This is a genomic window from Kribbella sp. NPDC051586 (genome assembly GCF_044453965.1).
Taxonomy (GTDB): domain Bacteria; phylum Actinomycetota; class Actinomycetes; order Propionibacteriales; family Kribbellaceae; genus Kribbella.
Window position 1 is genome coordinate 1,238,727 of the sequence record NZ_JBITDF010000001.1, and the last position, 17,270, is coordinate 1,255,996.

A 17,270-nucleotide genomic window follows, 5' to 3' on the forward strand; every position below is an offset into this window, starting at 1 on the left:
TCAGCTCGCGGGCGTCTTCGTGCGGTCCAGACCGTACATCCAGTAGGTCAGGGCCCATGGGAAAAGCAGTGCGAGTGCCGAGGAGTTGCTCGACGGTGCGAGCAGGCCGCAGATCACTGCGACCACCATCACCAGGGTGCTCGTCTGGAAGACGTCCAGCGGGCCGAGCAGGCGGGTCCGCAGAGTGAGCCGGCCGCGTGCGCAGGCGACGTACCCGGCGATGAGGGCGAGCAGGCAGAGGACGGCCACCACCGCACCGAGCCAGGCGAAGCCGTTGTAGCTGCGGTGGGACTGAGTCATCCCGGAGATCAGGAACACGCCGGCCAGGGCCGTCAGCCAGGAGCAGGTCCACAGGAAGCGATGGATCGTCCGCTGCTGCTTGGCCTCGGGACTCTCCTCAACCTCGGAATCGGAATCGGCCTTCGCCTCATCCCCCGAGTCGGCGTTTACATCGGCCTCAGACTCGGTCGTCGTCCCGGGCTCGGGCTCAACTGCCGGGGCCGCCTCGGGGTCGGGGGCCGGCTCGGGCTCGGGGTCTGACTGCGCCATGCGGCGACGGTAGCGCAGAATGAGGTTATGCAGGCCTGGCCAGAGCGGTTCCCCGAGCTGTTCGCACCCGGCTACTGGGAGTGGGGCGACCTCGATGTCCGGTTCACCGTCGACGAACCGCCGGACGAGCTGATCAGCAACGTCCACGTGGTCTGCCGGACCACTGGCGGGGTCGTTGTCTGCGGCAACGATATGGGCTGGCGGTTCCTGCCCGGCGGCACCCGTGAGCCCGGGGAGACGATCGAGGAGCTCGTCCGGCGAGAGCTGATCGAGGAGGCAGGAGCCCGGCTGACCGGTCCGCTGACCTGGCTCGGCGCCCACCGCGCCGACCATCGCCGGCCGACGCCGTACCGTCCGCACCTGCCGCACCCGGTCTCGTACTGGGCCAACTTCGTCGCCGATGTCGTCATCGAGCACGAGCCGACCAACCCCGAGGACGGCGAGCAGGTCACGGAGGTGCTGGTGCTGCCGCCGGGCGAGGCAGCCGACTACCTCGACGGCCAGCCCGGCGGTGTCATGGGCCCGATCGTCAGGCTGGCTCAGGCACGACAGCTGGTCTAGCAGCCCGCCACGGCAGCAGTACGGCGCTGAGCGTGCAGCTGATCCCCGCCACCCACAACGCGCCCCGCATCCCGATCACGGTCGCGAGCACCCCGCCGAGCGCGATGAACGCGGGCTGCACGCACCGCGAGCTGATCGACCACGCGCCCACCACCCGCGACATGTACCCGTCCTCGGTCTGCTCCATCCGGTAGGTCGCGAAGGACGGGTTGAACGCTCCCGCGCCGACGAGCAGGCCGATCTCCGCCAGGGTGAGCAGCACGAACCCGCCCATCCCGTGCGGTGCCAACGGGAACAGGAGAAGCCAGGGCGCCCGCAGTACGCCGAACACCAGCAGCATCCAGTGCAGTCCGTACCGCCTGGTGAGCCGAGGCGCCATCCGCGCACCGATCACGCCGCCGATGCAGGAGATGCCGAGGAACACGCCGTAGCTCCACGACGCGAGCCCGAGGTCCCGCAGCATGAAGACGGCCAGCAACGGCGACGTCATCATCACCGGCCCGCCGAAGAGCTGCGAGTTCCAGAACAAGGCCCGCAGTCCGCGGTGCCGCAGGATGTACCGCCAGCCCGCGGTGATGTCCGCCTTTCCCTCCCGCTTCACCGGCTCCGGCTCGGGCTGCTGGATCCGCCGGATCCCGATCGCCGACCCGAGGAACGACACGGCATCGACCGCGAGCGTGATGGTCGCCCCGACCAGGCTGACCAGCCCGCCACCGATCGCGGGGCCGACACTCAGCGAAAGCCAGTTCGTCTGCTCGAACCGGCTGTTCGCCTCGGCGCGGCCGGCCGGCGGGATCAGCGCCTTCAGATGCGCACCGCCGGCGGCCTGGAACGCGATCGTCCCGGCAGCCTGCACCACACCCGCCGCACACAGGTGTGCATAGGTCAGTACGCCGAACGCCGCCGCGACGGGCACCGACAGGAGAGCGGCGAACCGCACCAGGTCCGCCGCGATCATCACCGGCCGTTTTCGCCGCTGCTCGATGATGTCCCCCATCGGCAACGCGATCGCCGCGCCGGCCAGCGCGGACAACGCGGCGAGCATCGAGACCTGCAACGTGCTCGAGTCCAGCACGAGGACCGCGACCAACGGCAACGCGCCGAGACCGACCGCCGATCCGAACGCACTGACCGTGAACGCGACCCACAACCGACGGAAGTCCCGACCCAAAGACATCCCGCGATCGTAGAAGCGGGCACCGACAGAATCAGCGCAGAATCAGCGCAGGTTCAGGCCGCCGTCCAGCAGGATGACTTCACCGGTCAGGTAGCTGTTGTGGACAACTGCGGAAATCAAGTCCGCGACATCTGACGGCTGCGCGGCGCGACGCATCGGGCTCGCGGTTTTCCACAGCTCCTGCGCGTCTGTCCACGACTCGGTGAGCGGTGTGTCGACGAGACCGGGCGCGACGGCGTTGACGCGAACCTCAGGTCCGAGCGCCGCGGCCAGCAGTTTCGTCACGTGGTTCAGTGCGGCCTTCGACGCGGCGTACGCGATCGAGCTGCCCTTCGGACGTACGCCGGCGTGGCTCGTCACGTTGACGATGGAACCGCCGGATTCACGCAGCGCCGGGAGGGCCGCCGTACACAACATCCAGGGCGCGATCAGGTTGACGTCGAGCAGTCGACGCCAGTCGTCCGCAGTCAGCCCGTCGAGTGCGGCGTGCGGGACCGGCCAGCTGATGCCGGCGTTGTTCACGAGTACGTCGAGACGCCCGTGCTCGTTCACCACTTCCGGGACCAACGCCTGCGCCGCCACATCGTCGGACAGATCTGCCTGGTGGTACGACCCGCCCAGCTCGGCGGCCAGCGCCTTCCCGGCCTCGTAGCTCGATCGCGAGTGCACTGCGACGGTCATCCCGTCCGCTGCCAACCGCCGTACCGTGGCCGCTCCGATGCCGGAGGTGGAGCCGGTCACCAGCGCGACCTTGCGCGTCACGCGCCGTACCGCATGCCGTCGATGAGCAGATTGAGGATGCGGTCGGCCTGGTCGCGCCGACCGGACGCGGCCAGTCCGACCCCGCTGAGGCTGATCAGTACGTCGTCAGCCGTGACATCGGGCCGCAGATCGCCGGCGGCGGCACCTGCCTCGAGGATCGGTGTGATCGCGCCGACGAGCAGATCGCGGCTCTGGGCGTACGGATCCGCGCCGGAGGCGATCACCGCGCGGAGCGCATCGGCCATCCCCATCTTCCGAGCCATGTAGTCGATGAAGCGGTCCATCCACGCCCGCAGCGCCTCGGCCGGCGGCAGCTTCGCGAGCAGCTCCGCCGCGGCATCGCAGACCGCCGCGAGCTCACTGCGGTACGCCGCCTCGATCAACGCCTCCCGCGTCGGGAAGTGCCGGTAGAGGGTGCCGATGCCGACACCGGCGTCCTTCGCGATGCCCTCGAGCGTCGCCTCCAGACCGCATTTGGAGAACGAACGCGCCGCGGCGTCGAGGATCTGGCCGCGATTGCGCTGTGCGTCCGCGCGCAGCGGACGCTCACCGATGCCACTCATGTCCCCTCCCTCCGGGCGTCAAACTTAGCGGACCTTGATAACCGGAGGCACCTCCGCTTAACTGGAGTTACCGGAGGCTCCTCCGGTTAAGCGTAGCTCGCAGAACAGGACAGACGCTGATGAGCAGATTCACCACTCCTTTCGGATCCGAGTCCACCGCGGCCGAGGTGATCGCCGGGGTCGACCTGACCGGCCGCCGCGCGGTCGTCACCGGTGGCGCGTCCGGGATCGGGGTCGAGACCGCCCGCGCTCTCGCCGGAGCGGGCGCCGAGGTGACGCTGGCGGTCCGGAACACGGCGGCCGGCGAACGCGTCGCCGCACAGATCATCGAGAGCACCGGCAACAACCACGTGTTCGTCGCTCCCATCGAGCTCGCGGACCCCGAGTCGGTGCGCGCTTTCGCCGGGAGCTGGACCGGGCCGCTGCACATCCTGGTCAACAACGCCGGCGTCATGGCCGAGCCGCTGAACCGTACGCCGCAAGGCTGGGAGCACCAGTTCGCCACGAATCACCTGGGCCACTTCGGCCTCTCGCTCGGCCTGTACGACGCACTCGCCGCGGCCGGGGACGCCCGCGTCGTATCGGTCAGCTCGAGCGCGCACCTGCGCTCCGACGTACATCCGGACGACTTCCACTTCGAGCACCGGCCGTACGAACCGTGGGCGGCGTACGGACAGTCGAAGACCGCCAACATCCTGTTCGCGGTCGAGGCAGCCGAGCGCTGGGCCGCCGACGGGATCGTCACCAACGCCCTGATGCCCGGTGGGATCCGGACCGCGCTCCAGCGGCACGTCCCAGCGGACATGCAGAAGCAGTGGGACCAGTACCGCTGGAAGACCGTGGAGCAGGGTGCGGCGACATCAGTACTACTGGCCGCGTCACCGCTCGTGCAGGGCGTGACGGGCAGGTACTTCGAGGACAGCAACGAGGCACTGCCCAACGTTGCGGGTGAGAACACCGGCGTCGCGCCGTACGCGCTGGATCCGGAGTCGGCCACTCGGTTGTGGGACCTCTCCGAGAAGCTGCTCGCACAGGTTTGATCAGAAACCGGCTCAGCTACGGTTCCCGTGGTCGGGCCGGTACTCTGACCCCCCGTGAGTGACTTCAGCATTCGGACCATCTCTGCCGACGAGCATGCCGCGTACATCGCGGCGCAGCCGGCCGCGAGCTTCCTGCAGACCCCTGGGTGGGCGGCGGTGAAGAGTGAGTGGAAGGCGGAGTCACTCGGCTGGTACGACGCGGCCGACCCGGCCGAGCTCGTCGGTGTCGGACTCGTGCTCTACCGGCAGATGCCGAAGGTGAAGCGGTACCTCGCCTATCTGCCGGAGGGCCCGGTGATCGACTGGGACGCGATCGACCTCGGCAGCTACCTCCGCCCGCTGGCCGCGCACCTGCAGGAGCGTGGCGCGTTCGGCATCCGGATGGGTCCGCCGATCGCGACCCGCCGCTGGACCGCGAAGACGATCAAGGACGCCATCGCCGGCGGCCAGCAGCCGAAGCTCGGCGACGTCCGGCCGGATGTGATCGAGCCGTCTGGCGCGACCGTCACCGAGCAGCTGCGCAAGCTGGGCTGGAAGGCGCCGCGGGTCGCGGAGGGGTTCGCCGCCGGACAGCCGCAGTACGTCTTCCAGGTGCCGTTGGCCGGGCGCAGCGAGGACGACCTGCTCAAGGGCATGAACCAGCTGTGGCGGCGCAACATCAAGAAGGCGGACAAGCTCGGCGTCGAGGTGACGCAGGGCGGACCCGAGGACATCAAGGCCTTCCACGGCCTGTACGTCGAGACCGCGCAGCGGGACCACTTCACGCCGCGGCCGCTGCCGTACTTCGAGAAGATGTACGCCGCGATGGCGAACCAGCCGTCCGGCTGCTGTGACTTCCGGATCTACAACGCCCATCACGAGGGCGACCTGGTCGCGTCGACGATCTGGGTCCGGGTCGGCGGTCATTCCTGGTACTCCTACGGTGCCAGCTCGACCGCCAAGCGAGACGTGCGTGGATCGAACGCGGTCCAGTGGCGCATGATGACGGACGCGCTCGCGGCGGGCGCGTCCGTGTACGACCTACGGGGCATCACCGACACCCTGGACCCGAACGACCCGCACGTCGGGTTGATCCAGTTCAAGACCGGGACCGGCGGCGAAGCCGTCGAGTACGTCGGTGAGTGGGATCTGCCGTTGAACAAGGCGCTCTACACCGCATTCGACCTCTACATGAGACGGCGTTGACACCATGCCCCTAGTCCTGCACGTCGATTCCGATCGATGGCGTGATCACCTGCGTTCCACCTGGAACCCCGACATCGTTCCGGTCGCCAAGGGCAACGGGTACGGGTTCGGGAACCACCGGCTGCTGGCCGAGGCCCGCGCGCTCGGCGCGCGGACGGTCGCGGTCGGGACGTACTTCGAAGTCCCGCCGGACCCGCGCGAGGACATCGTCGTACTGTCGCCGTGGCGGCCGTTCCTCGAGGTGCCGCAGAGCAAGAACGTGATCCACACAGTCAGCCGGCTGGCCGACCTGGTCTCGATCCCGGCCGGCAGCCGGGTGCTGATCGAGGTGATGACCTCGATGCGCCGCCACGGCATCGGGGCCCGTGAACTCCGGCACACGATGCTGCTGAACGCGCTCGACCGGATCCGGTTCGAGGGCTGGTCGCTGCACTTCCCGATGGGCGCCGGCGGCACCTCGGCGAACCTGCGCGAAGCCCAGCAGCTGGCGAAGGCGGCGCTCGACGTCCGCAAGAGCCCGCTGTGGGTGTCGCACGTGCCGGCGCAGAAGCTGGCCGACATCGGTCCCGACGTGAAGCTCCGGATGGGCACCGGGCTGTGGCTGGGTGACCGCGGTGCGCTGACGGTCCGAGCGACCGTCCTCGACGTGCACTCGGTCCGGCGCGGCGAGCGCGTCGGCTACCGGCAGCGCCGGGTCAGCGGCGACGGGCACATCCTGATCGTCTCCGGCGGTACGGCGCACGGCGTCGGGCTGGAGGCGCCGACCGCGGCGGCGAGCGTCCGGCAGCGGGCGATCGCGATGGCGAAGGGCAGCCTCGACGCGGCCGGGATGGCGTTGTCGCCGTTCAGCATCGAGGGCAAGCAGCGCTGGTTCGCGGAGCCGCCGCACATGCAGGCCAGCATGCTGTTCCTGCCGTCGTCGGTGGCGCCGCCGGCGGTCGGCGACGAGGTCGACCTCGACGTCCGGTACACCACCACGACGTTCGACAAGGTGTCGATGGACTAGCCCTGTTGACTTCAGGTGCACCTGAAGTTGCAGCGTGGGTTCATGAGGTTTCTGGAGCGGATCGAGGAACGGCCCGGTGCGGCCGAGCTGCGCGCGGCGTCGTACCGGCTGCTGGGGCTGAAGCGCGGCGCGACCTGTGTCGATGTGGCGTGCGGCGCGGGGCATGCGGTCGCGGAGCTGGCTCGGAAGGGTCTGAAGGTGACCGGCGTCGACGCCGATCCGGACGCGGTCGAGGCTGCTCGGGAGCGGGCGCCCGGGGCGATGTTTCACGTGGCACATTCCGACGACCTGCCACTCGAGAACGGGTCGATGGACGGGTACCGCGCGATGCGGCTGTTCCACCTGCTCGAGGACCCGGTCCCGACGATCGCCGCGGCGCATCGGGTCCTGCGTCCCGGCGGGCGGATCGTGGTCGGCGGCCAGGACTACGGCTTCGTGATGATCACCAGCTCAGACCAGGACCTGACCGATGTGATCCGCCTCGGCCTCGAATCCCACACCGTGTCCCCACGCGCCACCCGAACCCTCCGCGACGTGCTTCTCGACGCCAAGTTCCACGACGTCGAGGTCGTCGTACACACCGAGGTCATCACCGACCACCATCAGATGGCCCAGCAACTGAAGGCAGCAGCGGCCGCCGCCGTCGACAAAGCCCTGATCACCAAGGAGGACGCCGACGACTGGCTGGCCGAACAGTCCCACCGGGCCCGCCGGGATCGCTTCCTGGCCGCGATCCCCACACTGCTTGTCGGTGCCCGCCGCTAGTCACGTCCTCTGCTTGTTCAGGCCGGCTCCGCCGCCCGCCAGCCCTGCCGCGACAAGCACGGCAGGGTCTGGATTTCACGCTCCATCCACGATCGACCGAGGCGCGACGGTTCGCCGAGTTGGTGAGGTCGAAGCTCAGCGCTCCTTGACGTGGCCCTTCCAGCGGACTGTCGGGAGGAGGGCTGCTGGGTCGACGCGGTCCTTGTTGGCGGAGACGATGTCGAACATCGACTCGATCAGGGTCTCCGAGAGCAGGTGCGGCTGGAGGCCGAGGCCGACCAGACCGGTGTGCTTGACGTTGTAGTAGTGCTCGGCCTGCTCGACCCGTGGGTTGTCCAGGTGCTCGACCTGGACCGGGCCGGGGAAGCACTCCGCGACCAGATCGGCGAGCTGGGAGACCGAGTAGCTCTCGGTCATCTGGTTGAAGACCCGGAACTCCCCGGCGTCGGCCGGGTTCTCCACTGCGAGCCGGATGCACTCGACGGTGTCCCGGATGTCCAGGAAGCCGCGCGTCTGGCCGCCGGCGCCGTACACGGTCAGCGGCTCGCCGAGGACGGCCTGGATGCAGAACCGGTTGAGCACGGTGCCGAACACGGCGTCGTAGTCGAACCTGGTCGCGAGCCGCGCGTCCAGCACGGTCTGGTCGGTCTGCTGCCCGTACACCACGCCCTGGTTGAGGTCGGTGACGCGCATCCCCCAGATCCGGCAGCCGAACTCGAGGTTGTGCGAGTCGTGCACCTTGCTGAGGTGGTAGAACGAGCCCGGCTTCTTCGGGTAGAGCATCCGGTCCTTGCGGCCGTTGTGCTCGACCTCCAGCCAGCCTTCCTCGATGTCGATGTTGGGCGTGCCGTACTCACCCATCGTGCCGAGCTTGACCAGGTGGATGTCCGGGTTGGTCTCGGCGACGGCGTACATCAGGTTCAGGGTGCCGACTACGTTGTTGTGCTGCGTGTACACAGCGTGTTCGCGGTCGATCATCGAGTACGGGGCGGCGCGCTGCTCGGCGAAATGCACGATCGCGTCCGGCTCGAACTCACGCAGTACCTGGTAGATGAAGTCCGCGTCGAGCAGATCGCCGACGTACGTCGGTAGCCGCTTGCCGGAGACCTCCTCCCAGGCTGCCGCCCGAGTCTCGAGATCCTCGATCGGCACCAGGCTCTGGACGCCCAGCTCACGGTCGTACCCGCGGCGGGCCAGGTTGTCGAGCACGGCCGTGTCGTGGCCGCGGTCGGAGAGGTGCAAAGCAGTCGGCCACCCTAGGTAGCCGTCACCGCCCAGGACGAGTACGCGCACGGCTCGGCCGCCTTCCGTCAGGGAACGTCGTCACAGTCCTTCCTATCCCGAGTACCCCCGCGAGTAACGTGACGGGAGTCATCTATTCGCTGGCAATCGGCTGAGAATCTCCGCCGGAGTGCCGCCGGACGGTGCGGGGGTGCAGAATAGGGCCCGATGCGCGTTCTCACCAAGACCGGACCTTCCCGCGGCCGATGGTTGCTGTGGGCGAAGTATTCGGCATCCTCCGTGGTCGCGACCGTGGTCAGCCAGTTGGCGTTCGCTCTGTGTTACTGGTTCGGTACCGCGGCGATCGTCGCGACCGTCGTCGCCTGGTTCGCCGGCGCCGTCCCGAACTACGTGCTGAACCGCCGCTACACCTGGGGCCGCAGCGGTCAGAAGTTGCCGTACACAATCATCGTGATCGGTTCCGCGGTCACCGCCGCGGTGGTCACCTCGGTGACCGACCACCTGGTCCAGCCGATCGAGTCACACGCTGTGAAGACACTCCTCGTGACCGGCTCGTACCTGGCTACCTACGCGGTCCTGTTCATCGTGAAGTTCGTGCTGTTCGATCGGCTGGTGTTCGCCAAGCCTGCGCCGCCCGCCGCCGACCCCGTCGAAGCACGTACTCCCGTAGCCACGTAGTCGTCATCACCCGCCCGTAGTTGGCGCCGTACACCAGCCCGGGACCCTTCTTGCTGCTTCCGTCGCCGCGGCGGCGCATCGTCATCGGCAGCTCCACCACGCGGGCGCCGAGTGCGAGCGCGCCCAGCAGGAGCTCCGACGACTGGTACTGCGGTTCACGCAGCGTCACCGCGGTCGCCAGCTCGGTCCGCATCGCGCGGAACCCGAACGACGTGTCGGTCAGCTTGCGCCGGGTCAGGATCGACGCGAGCACCGCGAACACCCGTACGCCGACCCAGCGCAGCCGACTGTCCGCGTCCTCGGCCCCGAGCCGCCGCGACCCGGTGACGAAGTCGGCCCGGTCGAGCAGGATCGGCTCGAGCAGTACTGCGAGCTCGCTGTTGTCGTACTGCCCGTCCGCGTCGGTGGTGACGACGTACTGCGCTCCGCCTTCGGCGGCGAGGTGGTACCCGAGCCGGAGCGCGGCGCCCTGGCCACGGTTGCTCGGGGCAACACACACGAAAGCCCCGTGTTCGCGGGCGATCTCGGCGGTGTTGTCGGTCGAGCCGTCCACGACGACGAGTACGTCGACGGACATGCCGGCGCAGGTCCGCGGCATGTTGGTGAGCACCGGGCCGATCCCGCCGGCCTCGTTGTACGCGGCAATGACTACGACGACCGGCGCGAACTCCTGCTTGCCGAAGTCCTTTACTGCAGGCGAATCGACGGCATCCGGGTAGTCGGCCAGCGCAGGGCGGGCCTGGTCCTTGCCCAGCACTGCACGTAGACCTATGGCGCCTGCGAGCGGGAAGAGCACCAGTCCGGGCAGTTGGTAACGCCAGGAGAACTCAAAGGCCGCTGACCCGAGCAACAGAATCACACCAGCCGCAACCGGCAACAGTGCGGCCGAGCGGAGACCTGAGGTCTTCGCACGCCCCAGCCCGGCTACTGCGCCCAGGGCGATCAGTGCGTACAGAGCGAGCAGCGTGCCGGATGTGTAGCCGCCGTGGAGTTGGTACGCGCGCAGAATGACCGCAGGCACGTGGGTGACGTGTGGCTCCGACCCGCCCCACTTCACCGCGGCCTGTGCGGTGTTGGGGTCCTGGATGTTCGGATAGGTGAGCTGGAACTGCCAGCGGTCCAGCGGCACGTCGTTGGATGAGCTGGTCCGCGTCGGCGCGAAGCCCTTCGCGAAGTCCTTCAGCGCAGCCCAGGTCACGTCGACCGGCTGGTGCGTGATGACGAGGTGTGCGAACTCGGTGGCCAGCTGGCGCTTCGTCGTACCGGGTGGGAGCGGGCCGGGCCAGTTCGGGTCGCCGTAGTGGTTGTGGGCGTACTTGTCGACGCCCAGGCGCCGGCCGAGCGGCTCCTTGGGGCAGAACAGGCGCGTGCCGTCGTTGAGCGGCAGCTTCGCGCAGTTGGCAACCGTGGCGGTCCGCCCGTACAGGATCTGGTTCTCGGCGCCGGTGAAACCCCACCGGCCCGTCTCACCGTGGTAGTAGCCGACGTACGCCGCGAAGACGACAGCGAATCCGGCTATTGCTGCTGCAGTACGCCGTACGACGTCCATGCGGCGCTTGCGCCAGGCGTTGCCGACCACGACGAGGTAGAGCACCACGGCGATCAGCAGGACCATGCCGATCGCGCGGACCGAGAAGGCGGCACCGATCAGTACGCCGACGACTGCTGCGCGCTTCCAGCCGGGCACCCGACCGAGGAGCAGCCAGAGGATGGCCACGAGGATCACGTCGAAGGCGGTCTCGGCCATGATGTTCTGCTCGATCTGCACCTGGTAGGCGTCGAGCAGGATGGGTGCGGCCGCCACGGCGGCCAGCCAGCGGTAGACGGTGAGCCTGCGGGCCAGCGCGTAGATCGCGACGCCAAGCAGCAGTCCGACGAGGTGCTGGACGATCACTACGAAGGTCAGGCCACCGATCCAGACCAGCGGCCCGAGCACGAAGTCGTAGCCGATGGGGTTGAGCTGGTCCGGGCTCAGCTTCCCCATGTTGGTCAGGTACTGCACCGAGTCCGTATAAATGATCGCCGGCCGATACGCGATGACCGCGAGCACCCGCAGCACAACACCAAGCGTCAGGAAGACGGCGAGCAGCCAGTGGCGTCTCACTGCTGTTTGAAGTACTGCCACGTCCGTTCCAGGCCCTCTTCCAGGGTGACCGTCGGCTTGTAGCCAAGGTCGTTGGCGATGTCCACGACCACTGCCGGCATCTCACCGGCAGGTGCCTCGATGTGCTCCGCCGGCACCGGACGCCCGGTGACGGCACGCACAGTCTCGATCATCTCCAGCACGGACACCGACCGGCCGGACCCGATGATGGCGCGCCCGTCGTATTTGCTGTCGAGCGCGAGCAGGATCCCGCTCACCACGTCGTCGATGAACACCAGGTCCCGCCGCTGCGCACCGTCGCCGTACACCTTGACGCCGGTCCCGGTCAGCGCAGCCCGCATCATCCGCGGTACGAAGCTGTCCTTGTGCGACATCCCCGGGCCGTACACGTTCGTGAACCGCAGCGCCGCAGTCGCCAGCCCGTAGCTCCCGGAGTACGCCGAGAGCAGCATCTCCCCCGCGGCCTTCGTCGCGCCGTACGGCGTCAGCGGCCGCAGTGGCAGGTCCGCGGTGATGGTCGACGTACCCACGTCCCCCACCACTGCGTTCGTCGACGCCAGCACGAACCGATCCACACCACTGCCCCGCGCCAGCTCGAGCAGCACCTGAGTGATGGTGACGTTCTGCGCGAAGGTCTGCATCGGTGCGTCCACCGACCGCAGCACCGACGTCAGCGCAGCCAGATGCACCACCGCGGTCGGCCGCGTCTCGAACGCCGCGACACACGTCTCCTGGTCGGCCAGATCCCCGGTCACCACGTGCACGCCTTCGTCCCACGACGGCTCCGGCGGCTCCCGGTCCACCGCGGTCACGGGCACTCCCCGCTCCCGCAGTGCAGCCACCACGGCCCGCCCGATGAATCCGGCCGCCCCAGTGACCAGCACACGTCCATCCATGCGGCCAACCTACCTGCAATGCCTCAGCGGTGAGCCGCTCCGGTGCTGTAATCGGTGCCCGTAGCTGCTCTGGAGGGAGTGAAGATGGTCGAGGTACCGCACGACGCCGGGATCCAGCACTGGAAGGGGTCAGTCGGCCGGCTTGTGGACCCCTATAACCAGGAGGTACCTGAGGGCTGGCGCGACCAGGTCGTGAAGCTCGCAGCCGAGGGACACGAGGCCGAGGCGGTCACGCAGATCAAGGCCAAGCTCGTCCAGGCCGGGGACCCGTACTCGCTGCAGGCCGAGAGCGGAGCTGGGGATCCGGGAATCTCGGCGACCCGGGACGCCGGTATCGCCGCCTGGCTGCAAGACCAGGTGAAAGCCGACCAGCTCAAGCAGTCAGCGGGTGCCGCACTCGGAGCGACTCCGCCCCTGGCCCGTGCTACGCGGGGAGTGGATCCCGGTGGCCGCACGAGCACAGGCGCCGTGGACTCGGGCGCCCGCGCGCAGCGCCCACAGACTCCTGCCAAGTAGCACCTCCGCCTGTCGTTGCTTGCCGACGGCGCCGGCTGTGAAATGCTCGGCCGTGGCGGACCGAGTGCGACGAAGCCTTGACCCGCGGTGACGATCGGGAGACGATTCCGGCCGGGCGCGGGCTGACAACCTTGTCATCGGGGCCGCGTACTCATACCGGTGGGCGGGGGTGTCCCGTGGCGCCGGCCGGCCGTGCAGGGAGCGTGTATGGATCTCCGCCGCCCATTGGGGCTCGTCGCGTCTCTAGGGCTTGTTGTGTCAATGTCTGGTGTCATGACGCCAGCGCGTGCTGTCTCACCCACGTCCGGGGATCAGCCGGTGGTTTCCGGGTCCTCGTTCTTCACCTCTTTCGAGCCGGGGCAGCCACAGCCCGGCTACACCGACGCCGTCGAGACCGGACCGGATGGGAAACCGCGGACCGACGGGGTGCGTGGCCCGACGCCGACCGGGATCGGCGGCAGCGAGATGGACAAGGTCACCAAGGTGACCGCGAGCGGTGAGAACACCGGCGGCGGCGAGATCGCCACCAACGCGGCCGACGGTGACAAGTTCACCAAGTGGCTCGTGTTCGAGCCGACCGGCTGGCTGGTCTACGAGACCTCGGCCCCGGTGGTGATCCGTAAGTACGCGCTGACCTCGGCCAACGACGCCGACGGCCGCGACCCGCAGAACTGGACCTTCTCCGGTTCGAACGACGGCACGACCTGGACCACGCTGGACGCTCAGACCGGGCAGAGCTTCGAGAACCGGTTCCAGACCAAGGAGTACAGCTTCTCCAACGAGACGGCGTACAAGTTCTTCAAGCTGGACGTCACGCTCAACCACGGCGAGGACATCGTCCAGCTCGCCGACTGGTACCTCTCGAACGGCGCCCCGCTGCCGCCACCCGGGCCGGTTGCCGAGTCCCGGCTGGACTCCGGCCCCACCAGCGCGTACAACGCCCGTGCCCGCGTCGGCTTCACCGGCGTCAAGTCCTTCCGGTACGCCGGGCACCAGGACAGCACCGGCCGCGGCTACACGTGGAACAAGATCTCCGACGTCGACCTGAAGGTAGGCAAGGACACCCGGCTGTCGTACAAGATCTTCCCCGAGCACGTCGAGGGTGACCTGAGCTATCCGAGTACGTACGCCGCGCTCGACCTCGCGTTCGACGACGGCACCTACCTGAGCGACCTGAAGGCCAAGGACAACCACGGGTTCACGCTGAGCCCTCGCGGCCAGGGCGACTCCAAGGCGCTCTACACGAACCAGTGGAACAACATCGAGGCCGATCTCGGCAAGGTCGCCGCCGGCAAGACGATCAAGCGGATCCTGATCGGCTACGACAAGCCGACCGGGCCGGCCGAGTTCCGCGGCTGGCTCGACGACATCCGGATCGCCGCCGCGATCAACCCGGACCGCGCGGCGCAGAAGACCGCGGCCAAGCACCCGTCGGACCTCGCGCTGACCACCCGCGGCACGAACGCGACCGGCGGTTTCTCGCGGGGCAACAACTTCCCGGCGACCGCCGTACCGCACGGCTTCAACTTCTGGACGCCGGTGACGAACGCCGGTTCGACGTCCTGGCTGTACGACTATGCCAAGGGCAACAACGAGGCCAACAGGCCGACCATGCAGGCGTTGTCGATCAGCCACGAGCCCAGCCCGTGGATGGGTGACCGGCAGACCTTCCAGATGATGCCGTCGACGGCCGACACCCCGACCGCGGACCGCAAGGCACGGGCCTGGTCGTTCAGTCACGACAACGAGGTCGCGCGGCCGTACTACTACGGCGTCACCTTCGACAACGGCAACGCGGCCGAGATCGCGCCGACCGACCACGCGGCGATGCTGCGGTTCAGCTTCCCGGCCGGCAAGGCGTCGCTGATCTTCGACAACGTCAACAACAGCGGCGGTCTGACCCTCGATCCGGCGACCGGCGTGGTGACCGGGTTCACCGACATCAAGAGCGGCCTGTCCACCGGCGCCGGCCGGCTGTTCGTGTACGGCGTCGTCGACCAGAAGGTGCTTGCCTCCGGCAAGCTCTCGGACGGTGGCGGTGCGGACGTCGGCGGGTACTTCAAGTTCGACGCGAAGACCACCCAGGTCCAGCTTCGGATCGCGACCTCGCTGATCGGCACCGCGCAGGCCCGCAAGAACCTCGAGTTGGAGCTTCCGGCCGGATCGAAGTTCAACAAGGTCAAGGACGCAGCGCAGGCGCAGTGGGACAAGAAGCTCACCACGATCGAGGTCGAGGGCGCGACGGCGGACCAGCTGACCACCCTGTACTCGAACCTCTACCGGCTGTTCCTCTACCCGAACAACGGCTCCGAGAACACCGGCACCGCGACGAAGCCGGTGATCACCTACGCGTCGCCGACCTCGCCGAAGGTCGGTTCCGACACGCCGACCACGACCGGTTCGAAGATCGTGGCCGGCCAGACGTACGTGAACAACGGCTTCTGGGACACCTACCGCACGGTGTGGCCGGCGTACTCGCTGTTCTCCCAGGACGACGCGGCCGCGCTGGTGAACGGGTTCGTCCAGCAGTACAAGGACGGCGGGTGGATCTCCCGCTGGTCGTCACCGGGTTACGCCAACCTGATGGTCGGTACGTCGTCCGACGTGGCCTTCGCGGACGCGTACCTCAAGGGCATCAAGGGGATCGACGTCCAGGCGGCGTACGACGCGGCGGTGAAGAACGCCTCCGTCGTGCCGCCGTCGCAGAACGTCGGCCGCAAGGGCATGGACCTGTCCACGTTCAACGGCTACACGGCCAACAGCACCGGTGAAGGCTTCAGCTGGTCGATGGACGGCTACATCAACGACTTCGGCATCGCGAACATGTCGAAGGCGCTGTACGACAAGGCGAAGAAGAACGACCCGCGCAAGCAGGAGTACCTGGACAACTACAAGTACTTCCTGAACCGGGCCCGCAACTACGTCACGCTGTTCGACCCGACCGTCGGCTTCTTCCAGGGCAAGGGCCCGGACGGCGTCTGGGGCAACTCGCCCAGCACGTTCGACCCGCAGGACTGGGGTCACGACTACACCGAGACCAACGCGTGGAACATGGCGTTCTCGACGCCGCAGGACGGGGCCGGCCTGGCCGCGATCTACGGCGGTCGTGACGGACTGGCCAAGAAGCTCGACGAGTTCTTCAGCATCCCCGAGGACGCGCTGCACACCGGTGGGTACGGCGGCACGATCCACGAGATGCTCGAGGCGCGCGACGTTCGGATGGGCCAGTACGGCCACAGCAACCAGCCGTCGCACCACATCACCTACATGTACGACGTGGCGGGACAGCCGTGGAAGACGCAGGAGAAGGTGCGTGAGGTGCTGTCCCGGCTGTACACCGGCTCGGAGATCGGGCAGGGGTACCCGGGTGACGAGGACAACGGCGAGATGTCGTCGTGGTACCTGTTCAGCTCGCTCGGCTTCTACCCGCTGCAGGTCGGCTCGCCGACCTACGCGATCGGTTCGCCGCTGTTCACCAAGGCGACGGTCCGGCTCGCCGGCGGCAAGAAGCTGGTGATCAGCGCACCGCAGAACTCGTCGAAGAACATCTACGTCAAGAGCGTTCGCGTCAACGGGAAGCCGTGGACGTCGACCGCGTTGCCGCACGACCTGATCGCGAACGGCGGCAAGATCGAGTTCGAGATGACCGACCAGCCGACCAAGTGGGGCACCGGCCGCAACGACGCCCCGCCGTCGATCACCAAGCCAGGTGAGGACCCGATGACGTGGCGGGACTCGACCTCCGACACCGGTGCGGTCATCGGTGCGGGCGGCGCGGATGTCTCGGCGCTGATCGACAACGATTCGAAGACGCAGGTCACGCTGACCGGCGCTCAGCCCACCGTCACGGTCGCTCTGCCGCAGGGCCGTCCGGTCGGCATGTACACGCTGACCAGCGGCACCACCGGTACGGCGCCGTCCGCGTGGACGCTGGAGGGATCGAACGACGGTACGACATGGTCCACGGTGGATCGCCGCAGTGGCGAGACGTTCGCGTGGGCGTCGTACACGAGGTCGTTCAGCATCTCGTCCCCGAAGGCGTACACGCAGTACCGCCTGGTGCTGACCCCGGCGGCGGGCGCTGACGGCGTCACGCTGGCCGAGGTCGAGCTCCTCGGGACGCTGAAGGGCGTCGAGACCGGCACGCACCCGAGCGACAAGCGCGTCGCCGAGACGAAGCCGAGCCCGACCCCGTCGCAGTCCATCGATCGCAACTGGGGCTGATC

Annotated in this window: 15 protein-coding genes; 8 read left to right on the forward strand and 7 right to left on the reverse strand. The window is 68.1% G+C overall.

The genetic code is table 11. The features are described 5' to 3' along the window. A complete protein-coding gene (locus tag ACIA58_RS06155; RefSeq protein ID WP_396402495.1) occupies positions 1–549 on the reverse strand; it encodes a hypothetical protein in 549 nt (182 codons plus the stop codon). A gap of 27 nt (positions 550–576) precedes the next feature. Here ACIA58_RS06155 and ACIA58_RS06160 point away from each other — a divergent pair, with 27 nt between their 5' ends. Beyond that, a complete protein-coding gene (locus tag ACIA58_RS06160) occupies positions 577–1,110 on the forward strand; it encodes an NUDIX hydrolase (RefSeq protein WP_396402496.1) in 534 nt (177 codons plus the stop codon). Here ACIA58_RS06160 and ACIA58_RS06165 read toward each other — a convergent pair. From ACIA58_RS06165 to ACIA58_RS06175, 3 genes are read right to left on the reverse strand one after another with little or no spacing between them, the layout of a single operon-like run. Then, positions 1,079–2,287, reverse strand: a complete 1,209-nt coding sequence (locus ACIA58_RS06165) for an MFS transporter (RefSeq protein WP_396402497.1) — start codon at positions 2,285–2,287, stop codon at positions 1,079–1,081. The two genes, ACIA58_RS06160 and ACIA58_RS06165, sit on opposite strands and share 32 nt — an antisense overlap. Positions 2,288–2,329: 42 nt before the next feature. Continuing rightward, positions 2,330–3,049, reverse strand: a complete 720-nt coding sequence (locus ACIA58_RS06170) for an SDR family NAD(P)-dependent oxidoreductase (protein ID WP_396402498.1) — start codon at positions 3,047–3,049, stop codon at positions 2,330–2,332. After that, complete coding sequence (locus tag ACIA58_RS06175; protein WP_396402499.1) at positions 3,046–3,612, reverse strand: TetR/AcrR family transcriptional regulator; 567 nt, start codon at positions 3,610–3,612, stop codon at positions 3,046–3,048. The genes ACIA58_RS06170 and ACIA58_RS06175 overlap by 4 nt, the downstream gene beginning before the upstream one ends. Positions 3,613–3,731: 119 nt before the next feature. Between ACIA58_RS06175 and ACIA58_RS06180 the strand changes: the two genes are divergently transcribed. Genes ACIA58_RS06180 through ACIA58_RS06195 form a run of 4 tightly spaced genes read left to right on the forward strand, consistent with a single transcriptional unit; the run spans position 3,732 to position 7,608 of the window. Further along, entirely contained in the window at positions 3,732–4,652 is a 921-nt protein-coding gene (locus ACIA58_RS06180) for an SDR family NAD(P)-dependent oxidoreductase (RefSeq protein WP_396402500.1), read from the forward strand. 54 nt (positions 4,653–4,706) lie between these two features. After that, positions 4,707–5,837: a lipid II:glycine glycyltransferase FemX gene (locus ACIA58_RS06185; RefSeq protein WP_396402501.1), complete on the forward strand. Its 1,131-nt coding sequence runs from the start codon at positions 4,707–4,709 to the stop codon at positions 5,835–5,837. A 4-nt stretch (positions 5,838–5,841) separates the two neighbouring features. Continuing rightward, positions 5,842–6,843 (forward strand): alanine racemase, encoded by a 1,002-nt coding sequence (locus ACIA58_RS06190; RefSeq protein ID WP_396402502.1) that lies wholly within the window; start codon positions 5,842–5,844, stop codon positions 6,841–6,843. Between the two features lie 42 nt (positions 6,844–6,885). Then, entirely contained in the window at positions 6,886–7,608 is a 723-nt protein-coding gene (locus ACIA58_RS06195; protein WP_396402503.1) for a methyltransferase domain-containing protein, read from the forward strand. A 135-nt stretch (positions 7,609–7,743) separates the two neighbouring features. Here the strand turns inward: ACIA58_RS06195 and ACIA58_RS06200 are convergent, their stop codons facing one another. Continuing rightward, a complete protein-coding gene (locus ACIA58_RS06200) occupies positions 7,744–8,901 on the reverse strand; it encodes an NAD-dependent epimerase/dehydratase family protein (RefSeq protein ID WP_396402504.1) in 1,158 nt (385 codons plus the stop codon). Between the two features lie 156 nt (positions 8,902–9,057). Between ACIA58_RS06200 and ACIA58_RS06205 the strand changes: the two genes are divergently transcribed. Then, complete coding sequence (locus tag ACIA58_RS06205) at positions 9,058–9,528, forward strand: GtrA family protein (RefSeq protein ID WP_396402505.1); 471 nt, start codon at positions 9,058–9,060, stop codon at positions 9,526–9,528. On the opposite strand, the gene ACIA58_RS06210 is transcribed toward ACIA58_RS06205, so the two are convergent. After that, positions 9,431–11,632: a glycosyltransferase gene (locus ACIA58_RS06210; RefSeq protein WP_396402506.1), complete on the reverse strand. Its 2,202-nt coding sequence runs from the start codon at positions 11,630–11,632 to the stop codon at positions 9,431–9,433. The two genes, ACIA58_RS06205 and ACIA58_RS06210, sit on opposite strands and share 98 nt — an antisense overlap. Next, entirely contained in the window at positions 11,629–12,528 is a 900-nt protein-coding gene (locus ACIA58_RS06215; RefSeq protein ID WP_396402507.1) for an NAD-dependent epimerase/dehydratase family protein, read from the reverse strand. The genes ACIA58_RS06210 and ACIA58_RS06215 overlap by 4 nt, the downstream gene beginning before the upstream one ends. Positions 12,529–12,612: 84 nt before the next feature. Between ACIA58_RS06215 and ACIA58_RS06220 the strand changes: the two genes are divergently transcribed. Continuing rightward, positions 12,613–13,044: a hypothetical protein gene (locus ACIA58_RS06220; RefSeq protein WP_396402508.1), complete on the forward strand. Its 432-nt coding sequence runs from the start codon at positions 12,613–12,615 to the stop codon at positions 13,042–13,044. Positions 13,045–13,362: 318 nt separating this feature from the next. Continuing rightward, positions 13,363–17,268: a GH92 family glycosyl hydrolase gene (locus ACIA58_RS06225; protein ID WP_396402509.1), complete on the forward strand. Its 3,906-nt coding sequence runs from the start codon at positions 13,363–13,365 to the stop codon at positions 17,266–17,268. The last annotated feature ends 2 nt before the right edge of the window (positions 17,269–17,270 follow it).

What these genes read in the sequence shown, in the direction of transcription:
- ACIA58_RS06220 (WP_396402508.1), top strand. Translation starts at nt 12,613, where the DNA reads ATGGTCGAGGTACCGCACGACGCCGGGATCCAGCACTGGAAGGGGTCA.
- ACIA58_RS06180 (WP_396402500.1), top strand. Translation starts at nt 3,732, where the DNA reads ATGAGCAGATTCACCACTCCTTTCGGATCCGAGTCCACCGCGGCCGAG.
- ACIA58_RS06205 (WP_396402505.1), top strand. Translation starts at nt 9,058, where the DNA reads ATGCGCGTTCTCACCAAGACCGGACCTTCCCGCGGCCGATGGTTGCTG.
- ACIA58_RS06215 (WP_396402507.1), bottom strand. Translation starts at nt 12,528, where the DNA reads ATGGATGGACGTGTGCTGGTCACTGGGGCGGCCGGATTCATCGGGCGG.
- ACIA58_RS06195 (WP_396402503.1), top strand. Translation starts at nt 6,886, where the DNA reads ATGAGGTTTCTGGAGCGGATCGAGGAACGGCCCGGTGCGGCCGAGCTG.
- ACIA58_RS06160 (WP_396402496.1), top strand. Translation starts at nt 577, where the DNA reads ATGCAGGCCTGGCCAGAGCGGTTCCCCGAGCTGTTCGCACCCGGCTAC.
- ACIA58_RS06190 (WP_396402502.1), top strand. Translation starts at nt 5,842, where the DNA reads ATGCCCCTAGTCCTGCACGTCGATTCCGATCGATGGCGTGATCACCTG.
- ACIA58_RS06155 (WP_396402495.1), bottom strand. Translation starts at nt 549, where the DNA reads ATGGCGCAGTCAGACCCCGAGCCCGAGCCGGCCCCCGACCCCGAGGCG.
- ACIA58_RS06175 (WP_396402499.1), bottom strand. Translation starts at nt 3,612, where the DNA reads ATGAGTGGCATCGGTGAGCGTCCGCTGCGCGCGGACGCACAGCGCAAT.
- ACIA58_RS06165 (WP_396402497.1), bottom strand. Translation starts at nt 2,287, where the DNA reads ATGTCTTTGGGTCGGGACTTCCGTCGGTTGTGGGTCGCGTTCACGGTC.